Origin of the sequence: Pseudomonas taiwanensis DSM 21245 (assembly GCF_000425785.1) — a bacterium.
Lineage (GTDB): Bacteria > Pseudomonadota > Gammaproteobacteria > Pseudomonadales > Pseudomonadaceae > Aquipseudomonas > Aquipseudomonas taiwanensis.
Window position 1 is genome coordinate 90,547 of the sequence record NZ_AUEC01000020.1, and the last position, 23,796, is coordinate 114,342.

At 62.4% G+C, this 23,796-nt stretch carries 23 protein-coding genes; 13 read left to right on the forward strand and 10 right to left on the reverse strand.

Annotated features, from left to right (window positions below; genetic code table 11):
• Nucleotides 1-3: 3 nt before the first annotated feature.
• Genes tauC through tauA form a run of 3 tightly spaced genes read right to left on the reverse strand, consistent with a single transcriptional unit; the run spans nt 4 to nt 2,621 of the window.
• Nucleotides 4-834: a taurine ABC transporter permease TauC gene (gene tauC, locus H620_RS0109355; RefSeq protein WP_023382909.1), complete on the reverse strand. Its 831-nt coding sequence runs from the start codon at nt 832-834 to the stop codon at nt 4-6.
• On the reverse strand, nt 831-1,625 hold the full coding sequence (gene tauB / locus H620_RS0109360; protein ID WP_027907223.1) for a taurine ABC transporter ATP-binding subunit: 795 nt from the start codon (nt 1,623-1,625) through the stop codon (nt 831-833). Before tauB ends, tauC begins: the two co-directional genes overlap by 4 nt.
• A gap of 24 nt (nt 1,626-1,649) precedes the next feature.
• Complete coding sequence (gene tauA, locus H620_RS0109365; protein ID WP_023382907.1) at nt 1,650-2,621, reverse strand: taurine ABC transporter substrate-binding protein; 972 nt, start codon at nt 2,619-2,621, stop codon at nt 1,650-1,652.
• A 501-nt stretch (nt 2,622-3,122) separates the two neighbouring features.
• Here tauA and H620_RS0109370 point away from each other — a divergent pair.
• The 8 genes from H620_RS0109370 (at nt 3,123) to H620_RS0109405 (ending at nt 10,441) form a co-directional block, all read left to right on the forward strand.
• The gene (locus H620_RS0109370; protein WP_023382906.1) at nt 3,123-4,454 is read left to right on the forward strand and encodes an OprD family porin; all 1,332 of its coding nucleotides are present in this window, start codon (nt 3,123-3,125) and stop codon (nt 4,452-4,454) included.
• A 163-nt stretch (nt 4,455-4,617) separates the two neighbouring features.
• Complete coding sequence (locus tag H620_RS0109375; RefSeq protein ID WP_023382905.1) at nt 4,618-5,256, forward strand: peroxiredoxin; 639 nt, start codon at nt 4,618-4,620, stop codon at nt 5,254-5,256.
• A gap of 460 nt (nt 5,257-5,716) precedes the next feature.
• Nucleotides 5,717-6,310, forward strand: coding sequence for an NADPH-dependent FMN reductase (gene ssuE / locus H620_RS0109380; protein ID WP_023382904.1), 594 nt, complete (start codon nt 5,717-5,719; stop codon nt 6,308-6,310).
• A gap of 93 nt (nt 6,311-6,403) precedes the next feature.
• Nucleotides 6,404-7,369, forward strand: a complete 966-nt coding sequence (locus H620_RS0109385; RefSeq protein WP_023382903.1) for a sulfonate ABC transporter substrate-binding protein — start codon at nt 6,404-6,406, stop codon at nt 7,367-7,369.
• A 59-nt stretch (nt 7,370-7,428) separates the two neighbouring features.
• On the forward strand, nt 7,429-8,577 hold the full coding sequence (ssuD, locus tag H620_RS0109390) for an FMNH2-dependent alkanesulfonate monooxygenase (protein WP_027907224.1): 1,149 nt from the start codon (nt 7,429-7,431) through the stop codon (nt 8,575-8,577).
• 10 nt (nt 8,578-8,587) lie between these two features.
• Nucleotides 8,588-9,385 carry an aliphatic sulfonate ABC transporter permease SsuC gene (ssuC, locus tag H620_RS0109395; RefSeq protein ID WP_027907225.1) on the forward strand — a complete coding sequence of 266 codons (798 nt, stop codon included), beginning with the start codon at nt 8,588-8,590 and terminating at the stop codon, nt 9,383-9,385.
• Entirely contained in the window at nt 9,382-10,194 is an 813-nt protein-coding gene (gene ssuB, locus H620_RS0109400) for an aliphatic sulfonates ABC transporter ATP-binding protein (protein ID WP_023382900.1), read from the forward strand. Before ssuC ends, ssuB begins: the two co-directional genes overlap by 4 nt.
• 31 nt (nt 10,195-10,225) lie before the next feature.
• A complete protein-coding gene (locus tag H620_RS0109405) occupies nt 10,226-10,441 on the forward strand; it encodes a TOBE domain-containing protein (protein ID WP_008095172.1) in 216 nt (71 codons plus the stop codon).
• Nucleotides 10,442-10,479: 38 nt separating this feature from the next.
• Here H620_RS0109405 and H620_RS0109410 read toward each other — a convergent pair whose 3' ends face one another.
• The 4 genes from H620_RS0109410 to H620_RS0109425 all read right to left on the reverse strand — a co-directional run bounded on the left by H620_RS0109410 (nt 10,480) and on the right by H620_RS0109425 (nt 15,596).
• Nucleotides 10,480-11,112 carry a TetR/AcrR family transcriptional regulator gene (locus tag H620_RS0109410; RefSeq protein WP_023382899.1) on the reverse strand — a complete coding sequence of 211 codons (633 nt, stop codon included), beginning with the start codon at nt 11,110-11,112 and terminating at the stop codon, nt 10,480-10,482.
• Nucleotides 11,112-12,689, reverse strand: coding sequence for a glutamate--cysteine ligase (gshA, locus tag H620_RS0109415; protein ID WP_023382898.1), 1,578 nt, complete (start codon nt 12,687-12,689; stop codon nt 11,112-11,114). The genes H620_RS0109410 and gshA overlap by 1 nt, the downstream gene beginning before the upstream one ends.
• A 196-nt stretch (nt 12,690-12,885) precedes the next feature.
• A complete protein-coding gene (locus tag H620_RS0109420; protein WP_023382897.1) occupies nt 12,886-13,269 on the reverse strand; it encodes a PaaI family thioesterase in 384 nt (127 codons plus the stop codon).
• Nucleotides 13,269-15,596, reverse strand: a complete 2,328-nt coding sequence (locus H620_RS0109425; protein WP_023382896.1) for a Tex family protein — start codon at nt 15,594-15,596, stop codon at nt 13,269-13,271. The genes H620_RS0109420 and H620_RS0109425 overlap by 1 nt, the downstream gene beginning before the upstream one ends.
• Nucleotides 15,597-15,825: 229 nt before the next feature.
• Between H620_RS0109425 and ompR the strand changes: the two genes are divergently transcribed.
• Both ompR and H620_RS0109435 read left to right on the forward strand, forming a co-directional pair.
• Nucleotides 15,826-16,566: an osmolarity response regulator transcription factor OmpR gene (ompR, locus tag H620_RS0109430; RefSeq protein WP_023382895.1), complete on the forward strand. Its 741-nt coding sequence runs from the start codon at nt 15,826-15,828 to the stop codon at nt 16,564-16,566.
• 121 nt (nt 16,567-16,687) lie between these two features.
• Nucleotides 16,688-18,001: an ATP-binding protein gene (locus H620_RS0109435; protein WP_023382894.1), complete on the forward strand. Its 1,314-nt coding sequence runs from the start codon at nt 16,688-16,690 to the stop codon at nt 17,999-18,001.
• Nucleotides 18,002-18,126: 125 nt separating this feature from the next.
• On the opposite strand, the gene rimK is transcribed toward H620_RS0109435, so the two are convergent.
• Nucleotides 18,127-19,032, reverse strand: a complete 906-nt coding sequence (rimK, locus tag H620_RS0109440) for a 30S ribosomal protein S6--L-glutamate ligase (RefSeq protein WP_015268602.1) — start codon at nt 19,030-19,032, stop codon at nt 18,127-18,129.
• Entirely contained in the window at nt 19,029-19,511 is a 483-nt protein-coding gene (gene rimB / locus H620_RS0109445) for a retropepsin-like aspartic endopeptidase RimB (RefSeq protein WP_023382893.1), read from the reverse strand. The genes rimK and rimB overlap by 4 nt, the downstream gene beginning before the upstream one ends.
• Before the next feature lie 109 nt (nt 19,512-19,620).
• On the opposite strand from rimB, the gene H620_RS0109450 reads away from it, so the two are divergent.
• Nucleotides 19,621-20,022, forward strand: coding sequence for an RNA-binding S4 domain-containing protein (locus tag H620_RS0109450; RefSeq protein WP_023382892.1), 402 nt, complete (start codon nt 19,621-19,623; stop codon nt 20,020-20,022).
• Nucleotides 20,023-20,121: 99 nt separating this feature from the next.
• Here H620_RS0109450 and H620_RS0109455 read toward each other — a convergent pair whose 3' ends face one another.
• Nucleotides 20,122-20,916 (reverse strand): phosphatase PAP2 family protein, encoded by a 795-nt coding sequence (locus H620_RS0109455; protein WP_023382891.1) that lies wholly within the window; start codon nt 20,914-20,916, stop codon nt 20,122-20,124.
• 111 nt (nt 20,917-21,027) lie between these two features.
• On the opposite strand from H620_RS0109455, the gene hslO reads away from it, so the two are divergent.
• Both hslO and H620_RS0109465 read left to right on the forward strand, forming a co-directional pair.
• On the forward strand, nt 21,028-21,927 hold the full coding sequence (hslO, locus tag H620_RS0109460) for an Hsp33 family molecular chaperone HslO (RefSeq protein WP_023382890.1): 900 nt from the start codon (nt 21,028-21,030) through the stop codon (nt 21,925-21,927).
• A 179-nt stretch (nt 21,928-22,106) separates the two neighbouring features.
• Nucleotides 22,107-23,654, forward strand: coding sequence for a phosphoenolpyruvate carboxykinase (locus H620_RS0109465; protein WP_023382889.1), 1,548 nt, complete (start codon nt 22,107-22,109; stop codon nt 23,652-23,654).
• Nucleotides 23,655-23,796: the final 142 nt, after the last annotated feature.

Sequence of the window (23,796 nt, forward strand, 5' to 3'; positions counted from 1 at the left end):
AAATCAGTGGCTTTGCCCATGCCAGGGCACCAGCTTGCGTTGCAGGGCGCGCAGGCCCATCTCCAGGGCGAAGGCGATCAGCGCGATCAGCAGGATGCCCAGTACCACCACGTCGGTAACCAGGAACTGCGCCGCAGACTGCACCATGAAGCCCAGGCCGCTGGTGGCGGCGATCAGCTCGGCGGCCACCAGGGTCGACCAGCCGACACCCAGGCCGATCCGAATGCCGGTGAGGATGTCGGGCAGGGCACTTGGCAGGATCACGTGGCGAATCAATTGCGCCTGGGTAGCGCCCAGCGATTGCGCGGCCCGCAGTTTGGCAGGGTCGACGGTGCGCACGCCGGTGGCGGTGGCGATGGCGATCGGAGCAAAGATCGCCAAGTAGATCAGCAGCACCTTGGACAGCTCGCCGATACCGCACCAGATGACGATCAACGGCAGGTAGGCCAGCGGCGGAATCGGGCGGTAGAACTCGATCAGCGGGTCGAGGATGCCCCGGGCCACGCGGTTGTAGCCGATGGCGATGCCGACCGGGATGGCGGTCAGCGTTGCCGCGACCAGCGCCAGCCCGATGCGGCCCAGGCTTGCGCCCAGGTGCTGCCACAGGCTGGCGTCCATGTAGCCTTGGGTAAGCAGCGTCCACGCCTTGGCCAGGATGTCGGCGGGCGAGGGCAGGAACAAAGGTTCGATCCAGCCAGCGGCAGTGACCAGCCACCACAAGGACAGTAGCAACCCGAGGGTCAGAGCGCTGATCCAGCGGGTTGGCAGTGGCTTGCGGGGCTTGGCCGCTGGCGCGGTACGCTTGGTGGCAACCGGCAGTTCGAGGATGCTCATGCGGATGCCTCCCGGCGGGCCGTTTCACGTTCGGAAAACACTCGCGCCAGCACGTGTTCGCGGGTTTCGATGAAGCGAGGATCGGACTTGATCGCCCGGGCCGGTTCGCCAGCCGCGTAGCGCTGGCCAAAGTCCAGTTGCAAGCGTTCGACCACGCGGCCGGGGCTCGGCGCCAGCAAGACGAGTTCGGAGGCCAGGAAGACCGCCTCCTCGATGTCGTGGGTAATCAGGAACACCGGCTTGGCGGTGCGCTGCCATACCTGCAGCAGCAGCTCTTGCATTTGTTCGCGGGTGAAGGCATCCAGGGCGCCGAACGGTTCGTCCATCAGCAGTACCCGAGGGTTTGCCGCCAGCGCCCGGGCCAGGCCCACGCGTTGTTTCTGGCCGCCGGACAACTGCCAGATGCGCCGCTCGCCGAAGCCTTCCAGGTCGACCAGGGCCAGCATCTCGCGAGCTTTGGCCTCGCGCTCCGGGCGAGCGACACCGGCCAGTTCCAGGCCAAAGGCGACGTTGCCCAGCACGTTCTGCCAAGGCAGCAAGGCATCGTCCTGGAACACCACGCCACGCTCGGCGCCAGGGCCTTGCACCGGGACACCATCCAGGGTGATGCGTCCGCCGCTGGGGGCGACGAAGCCGGCGATCAGGTTCAGCAGCGAGGTCTTGCCGCTGCCGGAAGGCCCGAGGGCCACCAGCAGCTGGCGCGGCCCCAGGCTCAGGTTGATGTCGGCCAGCACCGGGGTGGTGGTGCCGGGGTACTGTGCGCTGATGCGCTCCAGCTCAAGCAAGGCCATGACAGCCTCCCGTCGGTTGCAGTCTTAGTTGGGGATGTACTGGGCGCTGACATACGGCGAGTAGTCAGGCAGCACTGCGTCGACCTTGCCTTGCTGCTTGAGGAAGGTGGCCGTGTCAGTGAGGGCCTGGGTCGTCGGCGCGCCAAGCGCACTGGCCTGGTCGGCGGCCAGCGGGTAGACGTTGCCTTGCAGCAGCACAGGGATGTCCGATGGCTTGGCGCCGGACAGCTTGGCCAGCTTGGCGACGTTGTCAGGGTTGGCCAACCAGGCTTTAGGGTCCTTGCGGTAGTCGGCGTAGGCGTCGAGGGTGACCTTGGCGAAGGCCTTGACCACATCAGGGTGCTTGGCGGCGAAGTCCTTGCGCACGATCCACGCGTCGAAGGTCGGTGCGCCTTTCTCGGCTAGCTCGCCGGAGGTGATCAGCACCTTGCCGTTCTCCTTGGCGACGCCCAGGGCCGGGTCCCAAACGTAGGTGGCGTCGATGTCGCCACGTTTCCAGGCGGCGATGATGGCCGGAGGCGCCAGGTTGAGGATCTGAACCTTGGACGGATCGATGTTCCAGCTCTTGAGCGCCGCCAGCAGGCTGTAATGACCGGTCGAGACGAAGGGCACCGCGACCTTCTTGCCGATCAGGTCTTGCGGGGTCTTGATGGTGTCGCGAGCGACCAGCGCTTCGCCCGCGCCGATCTGGGTGGCGATCAGGAACGTCTCGACCGGGAGTTTGCGGGTGGCGGCGGCAGCCAGCGGGCTGGAGCCCAGGTAGCCGATTTGCACATCGCCGCTGGCCACCGCGGTGATCACGTCGGCGCCATTGTCGAATTTGCGCCAGTCGATGCTGGCCTTGCTGGCTTTTTCATAGTCGCCATCGACCTGGGCCACTTTGGCCGGATCGACGGTGGTCTGGTAGGCCACGGTCAGGTCAGCGGCCTGGGCCAACCAGCTGGCGCTGGCGAGGGTCAGGGCGGCGAACAGGCGCAGCGGAGCGTGCGGGATCATGGTTGAACTCCTCGTCAGGCAATCGTGGTGATGGATGGCGAGAAGACTAGATGATCTAAGAAATCAGAAATAAATAACGTTTTGGAATTAGCTTAGGAGCCAAAGGTTTTAACCCTTGTCAAGTGGTCTGGGTGCCGCTGGCGAAACAGGCTTCCGCTGCTAGGCTCTTTTGCCTTTAGAAGAGAGGTGGGCGGCTAGCAGGTTGGCAAACGTTTGCAAATAACCTAAAGGTATGATTTGCGCGGACGATACAACTTTTGGCTGTAAAGGTTCCTACCTTATTCCGCAAAAATCTTAGAAATTCATAAAACGGTCATTTTGGATTTATAGGATTGTCATTATCCTGTAGCCCAGGCGGCGCCTTAGACCAAAGTCTAGAAATGTTTAGTAACCATTGACTAGACAGTCACACTTTGGGACTAAATCGCCAATCCATGGTGAGCACGGCAGAAGACCTGGCCACCTGAGACCTACAAGAATTAGAACGTAGAGGAGCAAAACATGTACAAGTCCAGCCTGGCTCTGGCCGTGGCACTGGGGGTTCTCGCCCAACAAGCAGGCGCTGCCGGTTTCGTAGAGGACAGCAAGCTGTCCCTGAGCTCGCGCACCATGTATTTCAATAACGATAACCGTGAAGCTCACGCGAGCAGCACTACCAACTTCGAGCGTCCGGACCAGCGTGAATCGGGTCAGGGCTTCAAGCTCGACTACATCTCCGGTTTCACTGAAGGCACTGTAGGTTTCGGTGTTGATGCCCAGGCACTGTGGGGTATCCACCTGGATGGTGGTGAGGGTTATCACAAGAGTGGTTTCTTCCCGGATGATGGCAAAGGCTCTGCGGCCCAGTGGGCTCGTTTCGGCGCCAACGCCAAAGCTCGCTTCTCGAAAACCGAAGCGCACTTCGGTAGCGCGCTGGCTCCGAACCTGCCGATCCTGGTTGCCAACGACGGCCGTCTGCTGCCCCAGACCTTCGAGGGTGGCACCATTCAGTCGAAGGAAATCGACAACCTCACCATCAATGCTGGTCAGCTGACTCATGCGATGGGCCGTGCATCTAGCAACCGAACTGGTCTGTCGGTTCAGGGTGCTACTCAGGAAAGCAATAAGTTCCGCTACGCTGGTGCCGATTGGAAGGTCACAAACGACCTGACCCTTCAGTACTACTACTCGAATCTTGAAGATTTCTACAAGCAGCACTTCCTGGGCGCTACCCATGTGTTCAAGATCGCTGACGATCAGTCCTTCAAGACTGATCTGCGCTACTTCGATAGCAGCAAGGACGGCCGCAACGGCGAAGCTGGGTACGAGTTCAAAAACAACAACGGTTATGCCAAGAACAAGGGTGAAGTGGACAACAAGACCTGGTCCGCAATGTTCACCTACACCCTTGGTAGCCACGCGCTGATGCTGGGTCATCAGCAGGTTAGCGACGACGGTGGTTTCGTGTGGCTGAACCAAGGTAGCCTCGTCAATGAGGGCGCTGCAGGTTCCAGCTTCTACCTGTTCACCGACAGCATGATCAACCAGTTCGCCAAAGCCGGTGAAAACACCACCTTCGGCCAGTACTCCTACGACTTTGCAAGCTTGGGCGTGCCTGGTTTGAAGGCGTCGGTAGCTTATCTGCGTGGTGAAGATGGTCGCAGCACTGATGGCCACGGCACCTTCAGCGAGTGGGAGCGTGACGCGCGCATCGACTACGTTCTGCAGGAAGGCACCCTCAAAGGTCTTGGCTTCAGCCTTCGCCAGGGTGTCTACCGTGGCACGGGTTCGGGCTCCGCGAACGACCAGGATCAAACTCGCTTCATCGTGAACTACACTTACAGCTTCCTGTAAGTCGTAACCACAAAAAGAGCCTCGCCTAGTGCGAGGCTTTTTTGTGTCTCAACTTCTGTATTCCACCTGGTTATAAATAAATCAATATTTATTCTTTTTGTTTTGAATCGAATGCAGGCACATTGAATCCCATAAGGCAAACACAGCACAGGAGCCGCAGCCCATGAGTCTCAAACTTGGCGACATCGCCCCCGATTTCGAACAAGCGTCCAGCGAAGGCAATATCCGCTTCCACGAATGGCTCGGCAACAGCTGGGGTGTGCTGTTCTCCCACCCGGCCGATTTCACGCCGGTATGCACCACCGAGTTGGGCCTGACCGCCAAGCTCAAGGACGATTTCGCCAAGCGCGGCGTCAAGGTCATCGCGCTGTCGGTAGACCCAGTCGACTCCCACCACCGTTGGATCGACGACATCAACGAAACCCAGAATACCGTGGTGAATTTCCCGATCATCGCTGACGCCGACCGCAAGGTGTCCGACCTGTACGACCTGATTCACCCCAACGCCAGCGATACCCTCACCGTGCGATCGCTGTTCGTCATCGACCCGAACAAGAAGGTGCGCCTGACCATTACCTATCCGGCCAGTACCGGGCGCAACTTCAACGAAATCCTGCGGGTGATCGACTCGCTGCAGCTCACCGACAACCATAAGGTCGCCACGCCAGGTAACTGGCAGGACGGCGACGACGTGGTGATCGTGCCGTCGCTGAAGGACGAGGACGAGATCAAGCAGCGCTTCCCTAAAGGCTACCGTGCCGTGAAGCCCTATCTGCGTCTGACCCCGCAACCTAATCGTTAAGGATCCTCGTTGCATTGCTCTTAGCCATAGCAGGGATATTCGGGCCGTTTCGACGGCCCTTTTTTATGGCTGCAGGAATGGTGTTCGGGCCGCTGGGTGATTGGCGCGAGAGGTACGGTGATCATGAGAACGAGCGCCGCCCGCGCGGCGCATCGCGAGCAAGGCTCGCTCCTACGTTTGTTTACGGCCAATAACGCCTGTGACAGACGCGCGCGACCGCCTTGTTTGTTCGGCTCGATATCGCGGCGCACGCCAAAGCGGTCGCGCGCATTTCCCGCTGGCATAACTGGCCCGAAACAAACGTAGGAGCGAGCCTTGCTCGCGATGCGCCGTGCGGGCGGCGCTCGATTGACGCATCAATGCAAATGCAAAATGGAATAAACAAATAAAAAAATATGATTTCTAGATATATAAGCCGACTGTTAATGTCTCTCCCCATAGAACTCAAGGAAGCGCTCCAATGCTGGTCGTCTCTATCGGTGGTAGCCCCAGTCCTCGTTCACGCTCTGGCGTGCTGCTCGAGCGTTCGCGCCATTGGCTACAGGAGCGTGGTGTCGAAGTGGTGAACTTCCAGGTGCGTGACTTTCCAGCCGAGGACCTGCTGCATGCGCGTTTCGACAGCCCGCATGTCCAGCACTTCCAGCAGGTGGTCGCCCAGGCCGATGGCCTGATAGTCGCAACCCCGGTGTACAAGGCGTCTTTCGCTGGTGCCCTGAAAACCCTGCTCGACCTGCTGCCCGAGCGCGCCCTGGTGCACAAGATCGTTTTGCCCATCGCTACCGGCGGCAGCATTGCCCATATGCTGGCGGTGGATTACGCACTCAAGCCCGTGCTGTCGGCACTTAAGGCGCAAGAGACCCTGCAAGGGATCTTCGCCGACGACAGCCAGGTCAGTTACGCAGAGGGCAGCAAGCCTGCCCAGCTGACACCCGCGTTGGAAGCGCGGCTGCTGGACTCGCTGGAAACCTTCCACGTTGCCTTGGCCCGTCGGCCGAGCGCCGTGGCCCCTGGCGTACTCAACGAACGCCTGATCAGTGCTCGCTGGAGCATCTGACCCGGCAACACCGCTTCACTGCTTTTCCACCTTACTCGCCCGTCAACGAGGCAAGCAGGTGCAACCCGAACCTCATTCGCACAGGAGAGCGCCATGCGCACAGTCTTCTTGCGTCGTGGTCTGGTCGCCCTGTTCGCGGCGGCTGTGTCCTTCGGCGCCATCACTCAGGCCCAGGCTGAAAGCCTGCGTATCGGTTATCAGAAATACGGCACCCTGGTGCTGCTCAAGGCCAAGGGTACGTTGGAAAAGCGCCTGGCCGAGCAAGGCATTCAGGTGCAATGGACCGAATTCCCCGGCGGTCCGCAGCTGCTCGAAGGGTTGAACGTTGGCTCCATTGACTTCGGCGTGACCGGCGAAACGCCACCCGTGTTCGCCCAGGCAGCTGGCGCTGACCTGCTCTATGTCGCCTATGAGCCACCTGCGCCGCACAGCGAAGCGATCCTGGTACCGAAGGGTTCGTCGATCCAGTCGGTCAAGGATCTCAAAGGCAGGAAAGTTGCCCTGAACAAAGGCTCCAACGTTCATTACCTGCTGGTCCGCGCCCTGGAAGACGCCGGCCTCAAGTACAGCGATATCCAGCCGGTCTACCTGCCGCCTGCCGATGCCCGCGCCGCTTTCGAGCGAGGCAGCGTCGATGCCTGGGTGATCTGGGACCCTTACCAGGCCGCCGCTGAGCAGCAGCTGCAGGCGCGTACCCTGCGCGACGGCAAAGGCCTGGTCGACAACCACCAGTTCTACCTGGCTACCCGCAATTACGCGACCCAGCACCCGGCGGTGATCAACACGCTGATCGATGAGGTGCGCGGTGTGGGTGAATGGTCCAAGGCCAACCCGCAGCAAGTCACCGAACAGGTAGCGCCGCTGCTTGGCCTACCTGCCGACATCACCCTGACGTCGGTCAAGCGCCAAGGCTACGGTGCCGCGCCGCTGACGCCGGAAGTGGTCGCCGCGCAGCAGAAGATCGCCGACACCTTCCAAGCGCTCAAGCTGATTCCCAAGCCGCTGAGCATCAAGGACGTGATCTGGACACCCCCGGCCAAGGTCGCCAGCGCGCCTTGAACCATTCGCTACGCCGGGGCGCCGCGCCGGCTTGAGCCACCCTTGAGGAGACAACTCCAATGAGCCTTAACATTTTCTGGTTCCTTCCGACCCACGGCGACGGCAAGTACCTGGGTACTTCCGAGGGCGCCCGCGCAGTCGATCATGGCTATTTGCAGCAGATCGCCCAGGCCGCCGACCGCCTTGGCTTTGGTGGTGTGCTGATTCCCACCGGGCGCTCCTGCGAAGACTCCTGGTTGGTCGCGGCATCGCTGATCCCCGTGACTCAACGCCTGAAATTCCTCGTCGCCCTGCGCCCAGGCATCATTTCGCCGACCGTCGCTGCCCGCCAGGCGGCGACCCTCGATCGTCTGTCCAATGGCCGTGCGCTGTTCAACCTGGTTACCGGTGGCGACCCGGACGAGCTGGCCGGTGATGGCCTGCATCTTAACCACCAGGAGCGCTACGAAGCGTCCGTCGAGTTCACCCGCATCTGGCGCAAGGTGCTCGAAGGCGAAGTGGTGGATTACGACGGCAAGCACATTCAGGTCAAGGGCGCCAAACTGCTCTACCCGCCGATCCAGCAGCCGCGTCCGCCGCTGTATTTCGGTGGCTCTTCAGAGGCTGCCCAGGATCTGGCCGCCGAACAGGTCGAGTTGTACCTGACTTGGGGCGAGCCGCCGGCCGCCGTGGCCGAGAAAATCGCCCAGGTGCGTGAGAAGGCCGCGGCGCAGGGCCGGGAAGTACGCTTTGGTATTCGTCTGCACGTAATCGTGCGGGAAACCAACGAGCAAGCCTGGGCCGCCGCCGACAAGCTCATCTCGCACCTGGACGACGACACCATCGCTCGCGCCCAGGCCTCGTTGGCGCGGTTCGATTCGGTCGGCCAGCAACGCATGGCGGCCCTGCACAACGGTAACCGCGACAAGCTGGAAGTCAGCCCCAACCTGTGGGCCGGCGTCGGCCTGGTTCGCGGTGGCGCAGGCACTGCACTGGTGGGCGACGGCCCGACGGTGGCGCAGCGGGTCAAGGAATACGCGGCACTGGGCATCGATACCTTCATCTTCTCGGGCTACCCACACCTGGAAGAGTCCTATCGCGTGGCTGAACTGCTGTTCCCCCACCTGGATGTACAGCGTCCACAGCAACCGAGCAGTGGTGGCTACGTGAGCCCGTTTGGCGAGATGGTGGCTAACGACATCCTGCCCAAATCCGTCGCGCAGAGCTGAGGGCCAGGCCATGAGTCGTGCAACGTCATCCAACTTGCAGCAGCGTCTGGCGCCATGGGCGCTGCCGGTATTGCTCCTGGCCGTCTGGCAACTGGCGGTCAGCGCTGGCTGGCTGTCGACCCGCATCCTGCCGGCCCCGAGCGCGGTGATCAGTGCCGGGGTCGAGCTGGTGCGCAGCGGTGAGATCTGGTCTCACCTGGCCATCAGTGGCTGGCGGGCAGGCCTAGGTTTCTTGATCGGTGGCAGCATCGGCCTGGTGCTGGGCTTCATCACCGGGTTGTCGAACTGGGGCGAGCGCCTGCTCGACAGCTCGGTGCAGATGATTCGAAACGTGCCGCACCTGGCGCTGATTCCACTGGTGATCCTGTGGTTCGGCATCGACGAGTCGGCGAAGATTTTCCTGGTGGCGCTGGGCACGCTGTTCCCCATCTACCTGAACACCTACCACGGCATCCGTAATGTCGACCCGGCATTGGTGGAAATGGCGCGCAGCTACGGCCTGTCAGGCTTCTCGCTGTTCCGTCAGGTGATCCTGCCGGGGGCGCTGCCCTCGATCCTGGTGGGCGTGCGCTTCGCCCTGGGCTTCATGTGGCTGACGTTGATCGTTGCCGAGACCATTTCGGCCAACGCCGGCATCGGTTACCTGGCCATGAATGCCCGTGAGTTTCTGCAAACCGACGTCGTGGTGCTGGCCATCGTCCTGTACGCCGTGCTTGGCAAGCTCGCCGACCTGGCGGCCCGTGGTCTGGAGCGTGTCTGGCTGCGTTGGCACCCGGCCTATCAGCCGGCGAAGAAGGAGGGCGCATGACCGTGCTCAATGAACAGCCGCCACGCCTGCTGCGTGGCATCCCCCTGGCTGCCAACGACCTGCGCAAGACCTTTGGCAAACGTGAAGTGTTGCGTGGCATCGACTTGCACATCCCGGCCGGTCAGTTCGTCGCCATCGTTGGCCGCAGCGGCTGCGGCAAGAGCACCTTGCTGCGTCTGCTGGCCGGTCTCGACAAGCCTACTGCCGGCGAGCTTCTGGCCGGTGCTGCGCCTCTGGCCGAGGCGCGCGAGGAAACCCGGTTGATGTTCCAGGACGCACGCCTGCTGCCCTGGAAGAAGGTGATCGACAACGTCGGCTTGGGCCTGTCGGGCGACTGGCGGACGAAGGCGCTGGATGCCCTGGAGGCGGTCGGCCTGGCCGATCGCGCCAACGAGTGGCCGGCGGCGCTGTCCGGTGGCCAGAAACAGCGCGTGGCCCTGGCCCGTGCCCTGATCCATCAGCCGCGCCTGCTGCTGCTGGATGAGCCGCTCGGTGCGCTGGATGCTCTGACCCGGATCGAAATGCAGCAACTGATCGAACGGCTGTGGCGCCAGCACGGTTTTACCGTGCTGCTGGTTACCCACGATGTCAGCGAAGCGGTTGCCGTTGCCGACCGCGTGATTCTGATCGAGGACGGTGAGGTCGGTCTCGACCTGGTCGTCGACTTGCCAAGGCCCAGGGCGCGTGGCTCGCACCGCCTGGCGGCGTTGGAAAGCGAAGTGCTCGACCGTGTTCTTTCCGTGCCGGGCGCTGCGCCCGAGCCGGACCCTGTAGCCCCTTTGCCCACGCAACTGCGTTGGGCGCACTGAACCCCAGAAGCCAAATAGAAGGAATCAAGTCATGACCATCAAAGCGATCAATGTCCGCAACCAGTTCAAAGGCACTGTGAAAGAAATCCTCGAAGGCCCGGTACTGTCGGAAATCGACGTGCAGACCGCCTCCGGCATCGTCACCTCGGTGATCACCACCCGTTCCGTGAAGGAGCTGGAGCTGCAGGTTGGCAGTGAGGTCATTGCCTTCGTGAAGTCGACCGAAGTGTCCATCGCCAAGTTGTGAGGTTGGCCATCCGGGGCCGCGCAGCGGCCCCAACAATCTCAAACCGGACGCTTGCTCAGAAACGGCGGCAGGTAAAGCCCCAGATACGCCTCGAACACCCGTTTGCCTTCCTCGGCCATGCGTGGGGTAATCGCCTCATGCAACTGCACCGACCGCGCATACACCCGGTCGCTGAGCTCCATGGCCAAGGCGAACACATCCACATCCACAGGCATCACCGGCAACTGGAAGTGCTGGTTGAACAGCTTGTGCATCAGCTCGCCCAACTCCATGTCGTGCTGGCGGTCAGCCTGCACCACTTCACTCAAGCCGTGCTGCGCCAGAATCAACTGGCGGGCAGCGGCGTCTTCGTTGTAGATGGCGAGCATGCGCTCTTCGATCAGCCGTGACAGCTCATGCCAGGTGTTGAATGCCGAGCTGTCGATGGGCGCGCTGAGGGCCTCGCGGAAGGCGCGATGCACATCGGCGGTCAAGGCTTCGAGCAAGGCCGGAACACTGGCGAAGAAGTGGTACACCGACGACGGTGGAATCTGCGCCCGATCGGCCACGCTGTAGATCGACAACCCTGCCACCCCTTGATCGGCCAGTAGCTCGCGTGCCGCTGCCAGGATCGCTTCGATCCTGGCCTGGCTGCTGGCGCGTGGCTTGCGGGGGGTGACGGTACGGGTCATCAGTTGCTGATCGCCAGAATGCTGGCCTGGTAGGCGCCGACGAACAGGTCGAAGTCGCCGACCTCTTGCTGTTCCAGGCGCGCCTGCTCGGCCAGCGACTCGCGGGCTAGGGTTTCGAAAGCCTGCTGGCGCTCGACGGGCAGGGGCTGGTCTCGGAAGGTCTCGGCGTGCAGGCGGCTCTGGCGCAGGGCGAACTTGACGAAAGATTCGTCATGTTCGGTCATGCGCGCCAGTACCTGGGCAGAAGGGGTCAGCGAAGCGTCATCGACCTTGGCCTGCTGGGCACGCAGCGCCTTGGCGTGCTCGTCGCCACCGTTGGCTCGGTCGAGCAGTTCGGCCAGTTGCCCGATACGCTCGATCAGCTCGCTGGCCCATGCCTTGAGGCCGATCGGTTGGCCGTCACGGCGCAGTTCGAGGCCAGGACGGCGGCCTTCCTTGACCACGGTAAGGAAGTTGCTGGTGCACTGGCCGCATTCGCCGTTGTCCAGCTGCGGGCTGTTCTCCAGGGCGCAGAACAGCAGGAACGCGTCGAGGAAACGCGCTTCGGTCAGGTCGATGCCTACCGGCAGGAACGGGTTGATGTCCAGGCAGCGCACCTCGACATACTGCACGCCACGCGAGGTCAGGGCCTGGATCGGCCGCTCGCCGGTGTAGGTCACGCGCTTGGGGCGGATGTTCGAGTAGTACTCGTTCTCGATCTGCAGGATGTTGGTGTTCAGCTGCACCCACTCGCCATCTTTGTGGGTTCCCACTTCGACATAGGGCGGGTAGGGCGTGCCGACGGCCTTGCGCAGGCTGTCGGTGTAGCTCGACAGGTTGTTGTAGCAAGGCGTCAGGCCCGCCTGGGCGTTGCTCTGGTAGCCCAGGTCGCTCATGCGCAGGCTGGTGGCGTAGGGCAGGTACAGGGTCTCGGCGTCCAGCTCTTCGAGCTGGTGCGGACGACCGCGCAGGAAGCCTTTGTCCAGCGCCGGCGAGGCACCGAACAGGTACATCAGCAGCCAGCTGTAGCGGCGGAAGTTGCGGATCAACGCAATGTAGGCCGAGGACTGGTAGTCGCGGTCGCTCTCCTGACCACCCTCGGCCTCGCGCAGCAGCGGCCAGAGGGCTTCAGGCAGGGAGAAGTTGTAGTGGATGCCGGCGATGCACTGCATGGTGCGGCCGTAGCGCAGGGCCAGGCCCTTGCGATAGACATGCTTGAGCTTGCCGATGTTCGAGGTGCCGTACTCGGCGATCGGAATATCCTCCTCGGCCGGCAACGTGCAGGGCATCGACGGGCTCCACAGGTACTCGTCGCCCAGCTTGCTGTAGACGAAGCGGTGGGTCTGTTCAAGGCTTTCGAGCACCTTGGCCGGGTCGGCCAGTGCCGGGGTGATGAACTCCAGCAGCGACTCGGAATAGTCGGTGGTGATCTGCTCGTTGGTCAGCGCCGAACCCAATGCTTCCGGGTGTGGGGTCTGGGCCAGGCGACCTTCGTCGGTCACGCGCAGGCATTCGCGCTCAATACCGTGCAGGCACTGCTTGAGCAGGGGAAGATTGGCGCCGAGCAGGCTCAGGCGGCGGTTGAGGAGGTCGCTCAAGATGGATTCCTTCACGCGTCAGTCGCCCCAATATGGGGGTAGCGTTGACGGTCTACAAGGGTAGTTGGAAAAGGAACTGGCGTTGTCGCCTGGTTTGCCTGGGTTCTCGGCAGTGCCAGCGCCGACTTGGGACCGCCTCGCGCTGCGAAGCGGCCCTCATCTGCTGCCGAAAATACCGCAGATACTGCTTTGGGAGCTAGAGAACAGCGAAGGTTCCTTGCGCTTTGGCCACCAGCTTGTCGCCTTGGACTACGTCAGCGTCGACAACCAGCGTGCGGCGCCCGGCGTGCAATACGCGGGCGGTGCACAGCACGTCGCCGTCGCTGACGGCGCGCAGGTAGTTGATCTTGCATTCGATGGTCACGCTTTGCTGGTCGAAGCCATGGCTGGCCGAGCAGGCCAGGCCCATGGCGATGTCCACCAGGCTGAAGATCGCCCCACCGTGCAACTTCTGGCCACGGTTGCGCAGGTGCGTTTCGACCGCCAGGGCCACCTCGGCAACACCTGTGTCCAGGCGTTGCAGGCGGCAGCCCAGCAGTTGGCTGAAGGCGCTTTCGACGTATTCGCGAGGAACGTCCATTACTTCTTCTTCAGCTGCTTGGCGTTGGCGAACAATGCCGCCATGGCGTTGTTGGCCGGCGCGGCTGTCGCGGTTTCACGCTGGCGGGGCGCCTGCTGCGAACGGTTGCCGCCGTTGCCGCGGTTGCCGCCCCCACGGTTGCCCTCGACCTTCTCGCCCGGGGTATCGCTCATGCGCATGGACAGGCCGACGCGCTTGCGCGGGATGTCCACTTCCATGACCTTGACCTTGACCACATCGCCGGCCTTGACCGCTTCACGTGGGTCCTTGATGAACTTCTCCGAAAGCGCCGAGATGTGCACCAGGCCATCCTGGTGCACGCCGATGTCGACGAAGGCACCAAAGTTGGTGACGTTGGTGACCACGCCTTCGAGGATCATGCCGGGCTCCAGGTCCTTGAGGTCTTCGACGCCGTCCTGGAAGGTGGCGGTCTTGAACTCGGGGCGTGGGTCGCGGCCGGGCTTGTCCAGTTCCTGCAGAATGTCGGTGACGGTCGGCAGGCCGAAGGTTTCATCGGTGAACTTCTTCGGGTCGAGGCGCTTGAGGAAGGCGCTGTCGCCGATCAGCGAGCGAATGTCGCGGCCGGTGTCGGCGGCGATGCGTTGCACCAGCGGATAGGCCTCCGGGTGAACCGCGGAGGCATCCAGCGGGTTGTCGCCGTTCATCACCCGTAGGAACCCGGCGGCCTGCTCGAAGGTTTTTTCGCCCAGGCGGCTGACTTTCTTCAGCGCGGCACGCGTGGCGAACGGGCCATTGGCGTCGCGGTGGGCGACGATGTTCTGCGCCAGCGTGGCGTTCAGGCCGGAGATGCGGGTCAACAGCGCAACGGAAGCCGTGTTGACGTCCACGCCCACGGCGTTCACGCAGTCCTCGACCACGGCGTCCAGGCCGCGAGCCAGCTTCACCTGCGACACGTCGTGCTGGTACTGGCCGACACCGATGGATTTCGGGTCGATCTTGACCAGTTCGGCCAGCGGGTCCTGCAGGCGGCGGGCGATCGACACGGCGCCACGGATCGACACGTCCAGGTCCGGGAATTCGCGGGCAGCCAGTTCCGATGCCGAATACACCGAAGCGCCGGCCTCGGAGACCATGATCTTGGTGATCTTCAGGGCGGGGTACTTTTTCACCAGCTCGGCCACCAGCTTGTCGCTCTCGCGGCTGGCGGTGCCGTTGCCGATGGCGATCAGTTCCACCGAATGCTTGGCGCACAGGGCGGCCATGATGGAAATGGTGCGGTCCCAGTCATTCTTCGGTGCGTGCGGGTACACGGTGGTGTGGTCCAGCAGCTTGCCGGTGGCGTCGACCACGGCGATCTTGCAGCCGGTGCGCAGGCCCGGGTCGAAGCCCAGGGTAGCGCGTGGGCCAGCTGGGGCGGCCAGCAGCAGGTCATGCAGGTTGTGGGCGAAGACGTTGATCGCCTCGCCTTCGGCGTTGTCGCGCAGCTCGCCGAACAGGTCGGTTTCCAGGTGGGTGTACAGCTTTACCTTCCAGGTCCAGCGCACCACCTCGCCCAGCCACTTGTCGGCCGGGCGGTTGCGGTTCTCGATGCCGACGTGGTTGCCGATCATCAGTTCGCACGGGTGCAGGGTGCCGGGCAGCTCTTCGCCGACTTTCAGCGAGGCGCTGAGCACACCTTCGTTACGGCCACGGAAGATGGCCAGGGCGCGGTGCGACGGAGCGTTGCGCAGCAACTCGTCGTGGGCGAAGTAATCGCGGAACTTGGCGCCTTCCTCTTCCTTGCCGGCCACCACGCGTGCACTGAGCACCGCTTCCTGCTTGAGGAAGTTGCGCAGCTTGTCGAGCAGGGCGGCGTCTTCGGCGAAGCGCTCCATCAGAATGTACTTGGCGCCTTCCAAAGCGGCCTTGACGTCGGCGACGCCCTTGTCGGCGTTGACGAAGCGCGCGGCCTCGGTTTCCGGCGTCAGCTGCGGGTCGTTGAACAGGCCGTCGGCCAGCTCGCCCAGGCCGGCTTCCAGGGCGATCTGGCCCTTGGTGCGGCGTTTTTGCTTGTAGGGGAGGTAGAGGTCTTCGAGGCGGGTCTTGGTGTCGGCGAGCTTGATCTCGCGGGCCAGTTCCGGGGTCAGCTTGCCCTGTTCCTCGATGCTGGCCAGGATGCTGGCGCGGCGCTCGTCGAGCTCGCGCAGGTAACGCAGGCGCTCTTCCAGGTGGCGCAATTGCGTGTCGTCCAGGCTGCCGGTCACTTCCTTGCGGTAACGGGCGATGAAGGGCACGGTCGAGCCTTCGTCCAACAGGCCCACGGCCGCTTCGACCTGCTGGGGGCGTACGCCCAGTTCCTCGGCGATACGGCTGTTGATGCTGTCCATGTAAACCACCTGACAAATGTGAATGCTGGGGGCCGCGGTGGGGCTCAAGGCCCGGCGACACAGGGTGAAAGCCGCGCATTATACCCATCGGGGACGGCTTGCGGTGATGGCGCCCAGCCACTGCTGCGCGGCCAGGAAGTGGCACCATGGGAAAAATCTGCTAACAATGCTCACGGCACGCGCAGCAATGGCTACGCCATAATGCACGGCGATATCAGAGGAGTTATTCATGACCGGCACTGCAAACAACGCTGAAGGCGAAAAAATTCTCATCGTCGATGACGATCCAGGGCTGAGCAGCCTGCTGGAACGTTTCTTCACCAGCAAGGGCTACCGCGCCCGTGCAGTGCCCAACACCGAACAGATGGATCGGCTGCTGTCGCGTGAAGTGTTCAACCTGGTGGTGCTGGACCTGATGATGCCTGGCGAAGACGGCCTTTCCGCGTGCAAACGGCTGCGCCAGTCCAACAACCAGATCCCCATCATCATGCTCACCGCCAAGGGCGACGAGCTCAGCCGTATCAAGGGGCTGGAGCTGGGGGCTGACGACTACCTGGGCAAGCCGTTCAACCCGGACGAGCTGATGGCGCGGGTCAAGGCCGTGTTGCGTCGCCAGGCGCCAAGCGTGCCGGGTGCGCCGGGCAGCGAGGACGAGTCGGTCACCTTCGGCGACTACGAGCTGTCGCTGGCCACCCGCGAACTCAAGCGTGGCGATGAAGTGCACATGCTCACCACCGGCGAGTTCGCAGTGCTCAAGGCCCTGGTCATGCATGCCCGCGAGCCGCTGACCCGCGACAAACTGATGAACCTGGCCCGTGGTCGCGAGTGGGACGCGTTGGAGCGCTCCATCGACGTGCAGATCTCGCGCCTGCGCCGCATGATCGAGCCGGACCCGTCCAAGCCGCGCTACATCCAGACGGTCTGGGGTGTGGGCTATGTCTTCGTGCCGGACGGAAACGCCGGCAAATGATGGTCGGCCTGCTGGCTTGCCAGGACGCGACAGGGCGACCCGAACGGGTCGCCCTGTTTTCGTCTGCGCCGGTCGGCGTTGTTGGCGAGCCAGTCTCGCGTCTGTGCAGTAGTTGTCCTCGATGAAAACGCCTCTCTGGTTTCCGCAAAGTTTCTTCGCCCGCACCCTGTGGCTGGTGCTGATCGTCGTCCTGTTCTCCAAGGCGCTGACCCTGGTCTACCTGCTGATGAACGAGGACGTGCTGGTCGACCGCCAGTACAGCCACGGCGTGGCACTCACCCTGCGGGCCTATTGGGCTGCGGATGAAGAAAACCGCGACAAGATCGCCGAAGCGGCAGGGCTTATCCGGGTCACGGGTTCCGGGGTGCCCGAGGGTGAGCAGCACTGGCCTTACAGCGAAATCTATCAGCGGCAGATGCAGGCCGAGTTGGGCGAGGACACCGAAGTTCGCCTGCGCGTGCATGCGCCGCCGGCCTTGTGGGTCAATGCGCCTAGCCTGGGGCCTGGCTGGCTCAAGGTGCCGCTGTACCCGCACCCGCTGCGCGGGCAGAAAATCTGGAACGTGCTGGGCTGGTTCCTGGCCATCGGCCTGTTGTCCACCGCGTCGGCGTGGATCTTCGTACGGCAGCTGAACCAGCCACTCAAGCGCCTGGTGTTTGCGGCTCGCCAACTGGGCCAGGGCCGCAGCGTGCGCCTGCCGATCAGCGATACGCCCAGCGAGATGACCGAGGTATACCGCGCATTCAACCAGATGGCCGAGGATGTGGAGCAGGCCGGTCGCGAGCGCGAGCTGATGCTGGCAGGGGTATCGCACGACCTGCGCACACCGCTCACGCGCCTGCGCCTGTCGTTGTCGCTGATGGCCAACGACAGCGAGCTGACCGACGACATGGTCCGCGACATCGAGGACATGGACGCTATTCTCGACCAGTTCCTGGCCTTCATTCGGGATGGCCGTGACGAGCCGGTGGAGGAAGTGGACCTGGCGGACCTGGTGCGCGAGGTGGTTGCGCCCTACAACCAGCCCGAGGAGCGGGTGCGCCTGTGCCTGGAGCCGATTCCACCGTTCCCGCTGCGCCGGGTTTCGCTCAAGCGCATGCTCGGCAACCTGATTGGCAATGCGTTGCACCATGCCGGCAAAGGCGTCGAGGTGGCGGCTTACGTGTCGGGTGATGAAAGCGCGCCGTACGTGGTGCTCAGCGTGCTGGACCGTGGGGCGGGGATCGACGAATCGGAGCTTGAGACCATCTTCAACCCGTTCATCCGCGGTGACCGTGCCCGGGGCGGCAAGGGCACCGGGTTGGGCTTGGCGATCGTCAAGCGGATCGCGGCGCAGCACGGCGGAAATGTGGAACTGCGCAACCGGTCTGGCGGCGGGATCGAGGCGCGGGTGCGTCTGCCGTTGGGGCTGTTGCTGCCGCGTAATGCCGTCTGATCCTTCAGGGCTGTGCCGGTCTCTGCGCGGGTAGACCCGCGCCTATAGGGACTGCGCAGTGCCTGAGCGCTGCGCTGTAGCTGTGGGAGCGACTCTAGCCGCAAAATAGGCCGGCGCCATCACCCTCATCCCTTACCTTTGGTTCGGGTCTGATTCGGCCCGCCATTTTTCTCCAGATGCTCGATGATCATCCCGGCCACGTTCTTGCCGGTGGTCACCTCGATGCCTTCAAGCCCTGGCGATGAGTTCACCTCCATCACCAGCGGCCCGTGGTTGGAGCGCAGGATGTCCACCCCGGCTACGCTCAGCCCCATGACCTTGGCGGCGCGAATGGCGGTCATGCGCTCTTCAGGGGTGATCTTGATCAGGCTGGCGACGCCACCTCGGTGCAGGTTGGAGCGGAACTCGCCCGGCTTGGCCTGGCGCTTCATCGAGGCGATCACCTTGTCACCAACCACGAAGCAACGGATATCCGCGCCACCGGCCTCCTTGATGTATTCCTGAACCATGATGTTCTGCTTCAGGCCCATGAACGCCTCGATCACCGACTCGGCTGCCTTGGTGGTCTCGCACAACACCACGCCAATGCCCTGGGTACCTTCGAGCACCTTGATCACCAACGGGGCACCATTGACCATCTGGATCAGGTCGGGAATGTCATCCGGCGAGTGGGCGAAGCCGGTGATCGGCAAACCGATGCCACGGCGTGACAGCAACTGCAATGAACGCAGCTTGTCCCGCGAGCGGGCGATAGCGACCGACTCGTTGAGTGGGTAGACACCCATCATCTCGAACTGGCGCAACACTGCGCAGCCGTAGAATGTCACGGAGGCACCGATGCGCGGAATGACCGCGTCGAAGCCTTCCAGTGGCTTGCCGCGGTAGTGGATCTGCGGCTTGTGGCTGGCGATGTTCATATAGGCCCGCAAGGTATCGATCACTACCATTTCATGGCCCCGCTGGGTACCGGCCTCGACCAGGCGGCGGGTGGAATACAGACGCGGATTGCGCGACAGCACAGCGATCTTCATGCAGCACCTGTGACAGTGGAGAGAGTGGCCGGGAAGGCCGGTTTGTCTTGAACGTATTTAAGGCCCGGGTTGACCACCAGTTGGCCATGGATGAGTGCCTTGGACCCCAGCAGCAGTCGGTAACGCATGTTCTTGCGGCAGGCCAGGGTGAATTCGACCTCCCACACACCATCGCCCAGGGCCAGCGATGTGCGGATCACGTAGCGGGTCTGGGCCTGGCCGTTGGAGCTCTTGATGGTTTTCATGGTCACCAGCGGCGCCTCGCAGCGACGGTGACGCAGTTGCACCACCGAACCCAGGTGAGCGGTGAAGCGCACCCACGGCTGGCCATCGCGCTCGAAGGGTTCGATGTCGGTGGCATGCAGGCTGGACGTGCTGGCGCCGGTGTCGATCTTGGCGCGCAAGCCTGCGACGCCGAGGTCGGGCAGGGCGACCCACTCGCGCAGGCCGATCACTGTCAGATGGTCAAATGTCTTCACTAAGCACACCCTGCGAATGAGGTGGTGAACTGTAAGCACGGCGCGGACTTTTTGCATCCGTTAGTGAAGGTAGTACAGTTCGATGAAAGACAGAATTTGAGGTATCGGGATGGCTCAGAAGCCGGAAGACGACGACAAAGTACGCCTCGACAAATGGCTGTGGGCAGCGCGCTTCTACAAGACCCGCGCCCTGGCCAAGGCGGCTATCGAGAGTGGCAAGGTGCATTGCCGGGGCGAGCGCTGCAAGCCTGGCAAGGAGCCACGGGTGGGGGACGAATTCGTGCTGCGGACCGGCTTCGATGAACGCACGGTGGTAGTCAAGGCGCTTTCGGTGGTGCGCCGTGGCGCGCCAGAGGCGCAGACCTTGTACGAGGAGACCGAGGATAGCGTGCGGCGCCGGGAGCAGGCCGCCGAGATGCGCAAGGCAGGGGCGATGGGCGTAACCACCGATGGCCGGCCGAACAAGAAGCAGCGGCGTCAGATTCACCAACTGCACGGCAGTTTCGAGTAGTTGGGATGCCTTGCGCCCTATCGCTTTCAAGCCAGCCCCCACGATGATTGTTGCAGGAGCCGGCTTGTCGGCGATGGCAGTGGGGCAACGCCCAGGCGGCTAACGAAGGATCGCTAATCGCCCGACAAACGGTACCCGCCCCAGCAACCCGAACAACGGTTCTGTCCAACGCACCAGTGCTTCGCTTGCCTTGGCCGCCAGCGGCGTGTGGCAGCTCCAGCCCAACGCCAGCACCGCCATCAGCAGCCCGCCGATGTAATCGTCCTGGCCCCAATGCGCGCCCGCGACGAGGCGCGGCATCATGAACAGAAACGCCAGACCCCAGATCACCAGGTGCTGAATCAGGCGGCGGCTGAACAAACTCATGAACAGCGCCCAGATCAACAGCACCGAGGCATGGTCGCCAGGGAAACTGTTGCTGGAGCGGTCTTTGAGCTCCCACTTGGCTTCGAGGTTGGGGTAGTAATCCTTCAGGTGCACGGCGTCGTCGAACATCATCGACGGACTGTCGTGTTGCCAGCCCATTGCATCCACCCACTTGGAAAACAGCGCGCGAATCACCACTAAGAGCAACAGGGTGACCAGGAAGCCGAAAAACGCCTGGCGCACCTGACAGGCTTTGAACACCCAGTCGCCACGGATGAGCAGGGCTAGCAGGATCAGGCCCACGACGATGTCGAAGGGCCGTAGGCTGCCGACGGTCCAGGTGTAACGCCAGAGGGTGTGATCGGCCAGCGGTGAGTTCAGGCTATGGAATAGCCATTCGTCGACTGTCAGACACAAGATCTGGCCAATGGGCCATAACCAGAAACACAGTAGGGCGATAGGCAGCAAAGTGCAGGCTGCCAAGGGGCCCCAGGACCACCTTGCTTGGAACAGTGGTCGATTGTCCATAAAATACCTCTATTGCCAACAGGAAACGGAGCGGCCTTTTGAGCGCTCTGCCACGGGGGTTCGTAACTCCCTGTAATTATTTTGTCATCATTTTTAGATAGCCAGACAACCATGAGCGACTTGCCAGATACAGATTTCACCCAACGTTTCATCTTCGACGAGCGCGATGTGCGCGGTGAGTGGGTGTCGCTCGACCAGAGCTATGCCGATGTGCTGGCTCGCCATCCGTACCCGCAACCGGTCGCCAAGCTGCTTGGTGAACTGATGGCGGCGACCTCGCTGCTGGTCGGTGCGCTCAAGTTCGACGGGCTGCTGATCCTGCAGGCGCGTTCGGCAGGGCCGATCCCACTGCTGATGATGGAGTGCTCGAGCGAGCGTGAGATCCGCGGCATGGCGCGCTATGAGGCTGACCAGATTCCTGACGACGCGACCCTGTCGCAGTTGATGCCGGACGGCCACCTGACCTTGACCATCGACCCGATCAAAGGCCAGCGCTACCAGGGCACCGTCGACCTCGATGGCGCCACGCTGTCGGAATGCTTCACCAATTACTTCGTTCAGTCGCAGCAGCTCAACACCCGCTTCTGGCTCGATGCCAGTAATGGCGAAGCGCGCGGATTGCTGCTGCAGCAGTTGCCGCGCGATCGTCAGCCGGACGATGAAGAGCGTGAAGACAGCTGGCAGCACGTCATTGCGATGGCCAGCACGCTCAAGCCCGAAGAGTGGAAGCTGGGCAACGAAACCCTGCTGCACCGCCTCTACCACGAAGACGCCGTTCGCTTGTTCGATATCCAGCCGCTGCATTTCAAATGCAGTTGCTCGCGCGAACGTTCCGGCAATGCGCTTGTCAGTCTTGGCGAGCACGACGCTACGCAGCTGGTGGAAGAATGTGGCGGACAGGTCGAGATCGACTGCCAGTTCTGCAACGAGCGCTATTTCTTCGATGCCAGCGATGTTGCGCAACTGTTTGCCGGCGGTGGCACGAACTCGGCGTCAGAAACTCGCCACTGAAACGTTTAATTTCAGGGAAATCTCCTGTCGAATTGCGCAAAAGAGCAGTTCTGACAGGAGGGGCCTACTTTTTTTGGGCGTTTCTGGCATAATCCGGCCACTTTTTTCGCTGTAGTAGTTTTTTACAGACAACTACAAAACGTTTGGAGCACTCGGCCTCGGGCCGGATGGGGTATCTCATGACGCAAGCCAACAACACCGTGTACACCGACCTGAGCGTCGATGAGCTGGTAAAAGAAGCGCTGTCCCGCGGTGAAGGCGTGCTGGCCGATACTGGCGCACTGGTAGTCGAGACCGGTCACCGTACTGGTCGTTCGCCGGCTGACCGTTTCATCGTCGAAGAACCTTCCACTCAGGACGCCATCGCCTGGGGCCCGATCAACCGCAAGTTCCCGGCCGACAAGTTCGATGCCCTGTGGGATCGCGTCGAAGCGTTCAACAACGCTCAGGATCACTTCGTTTCCTACGTTCACGTAGGGGCTGCCGCCGAGCACTACCTGCCGGTCAAGATGACCACCCAGACCGCCTGGCAGAACCTGTTCGGCCGTTGCCTGTTCATCAACCCGGAGAAGGGCCAGTACAACCCGGCCGGTCGCGACCAGTGGCAGATCCTCAACGTCGCCAACTTCGTCTGCGAGCCTGAGCGTGACGGCACCAACTCCGATGGTTGCGTGATCATCAACTTCGCCCAGAAGAAAGTGCTGATCGCTGGCATGCGCTACGCCGGTGAAATGAAGAAAGCCATGTTCTCGGTGCAGAACTTCCTGCTGCCGGCCGCCGACGTGCTGCCGATGCACTGCGCCGCCAACATCGGCGAAGAAGGCGATGTAACCCTGTTCTTCGGCCTGTCCGGCACTGGCAAGACCACCCTGTCGGCCGACGAAAGCCGTTACCTGATCGGTGACGACGAGCACGGTTGGGGTGAAGGCGTCGTCTTCAACATGGAAGGCGGCTGCTACGCCAAGTGCATCGACTTGTCCGAGAAGAACGAGCCGGTCATCTGGAAAGCCATCAAGCACGGTGCAGTGCTGGAAAACGTCGTTCTCGACGCCAACAAGCACGCCGACTACGCCGATGTCAGCCTGACCCAGAACAGCCGCGCTGCCTACCCGCTGGAGCACGTTGCCAAGCGTTCCGAAGCCAACCTGGGCGGCGAGCCTAACGCGGTCATCTTCCTGACCTGCGACCTGACTGGTGTTCTGCCTCCGGTTTCGATCCTGAACAACGAACAGGCTGCCTACCACTTCCTGTCCGGCTACACCGCGCTGGTCGGTTCCACCGAAATGGGCTCGGGTGGCGGCATCAAGTCGACCTTCTCCACCTGCTTCGGCGCACCGTTCTTCCCGCGTCCGGCTGGCGAGTACGCCGAGCTGCTGATCAAGCGCATCAATGCCTTTGGCTCCAAGGTCTACCTGGTCAACACCGGCTGGACCGGCGGTGGCTACGGCGTCGGCAAGCGCTTCAGCATCCCGACCACCCGTGGCGTGATCTCCGCTATCCAGAGCGGCGCACTGATCGGTGCCGAGACCGAGCACCTGGACATCATCAACCTGGACGTGCCCAAGGCTGTTCCAGGCGTCGAGACCGAGCTGCTCAACCCACGTAACACCTGGGCTGACAAAGCCGCCTACGATGAAGCCGCCAAGGGTCTGGCCAAGCTGTTCACCGAGAACTTCAAGAAGTTCGACGTATCCGACGCCATCAAGGCCGCTGGTCCGCAGCTGTAAGCTGTCGCTGGTTGCAACGAAGAAGCCGCCCCAAGGGGCGGCTTTTTCGTGTCTAGCGTTGCTACCGGCGGTCAAGCCGATTCCCCGTCGCTGGCAAACCAGCGCTTGCAGGTTCTGCGCTGCCCCTGTGCCGCCATGGGCC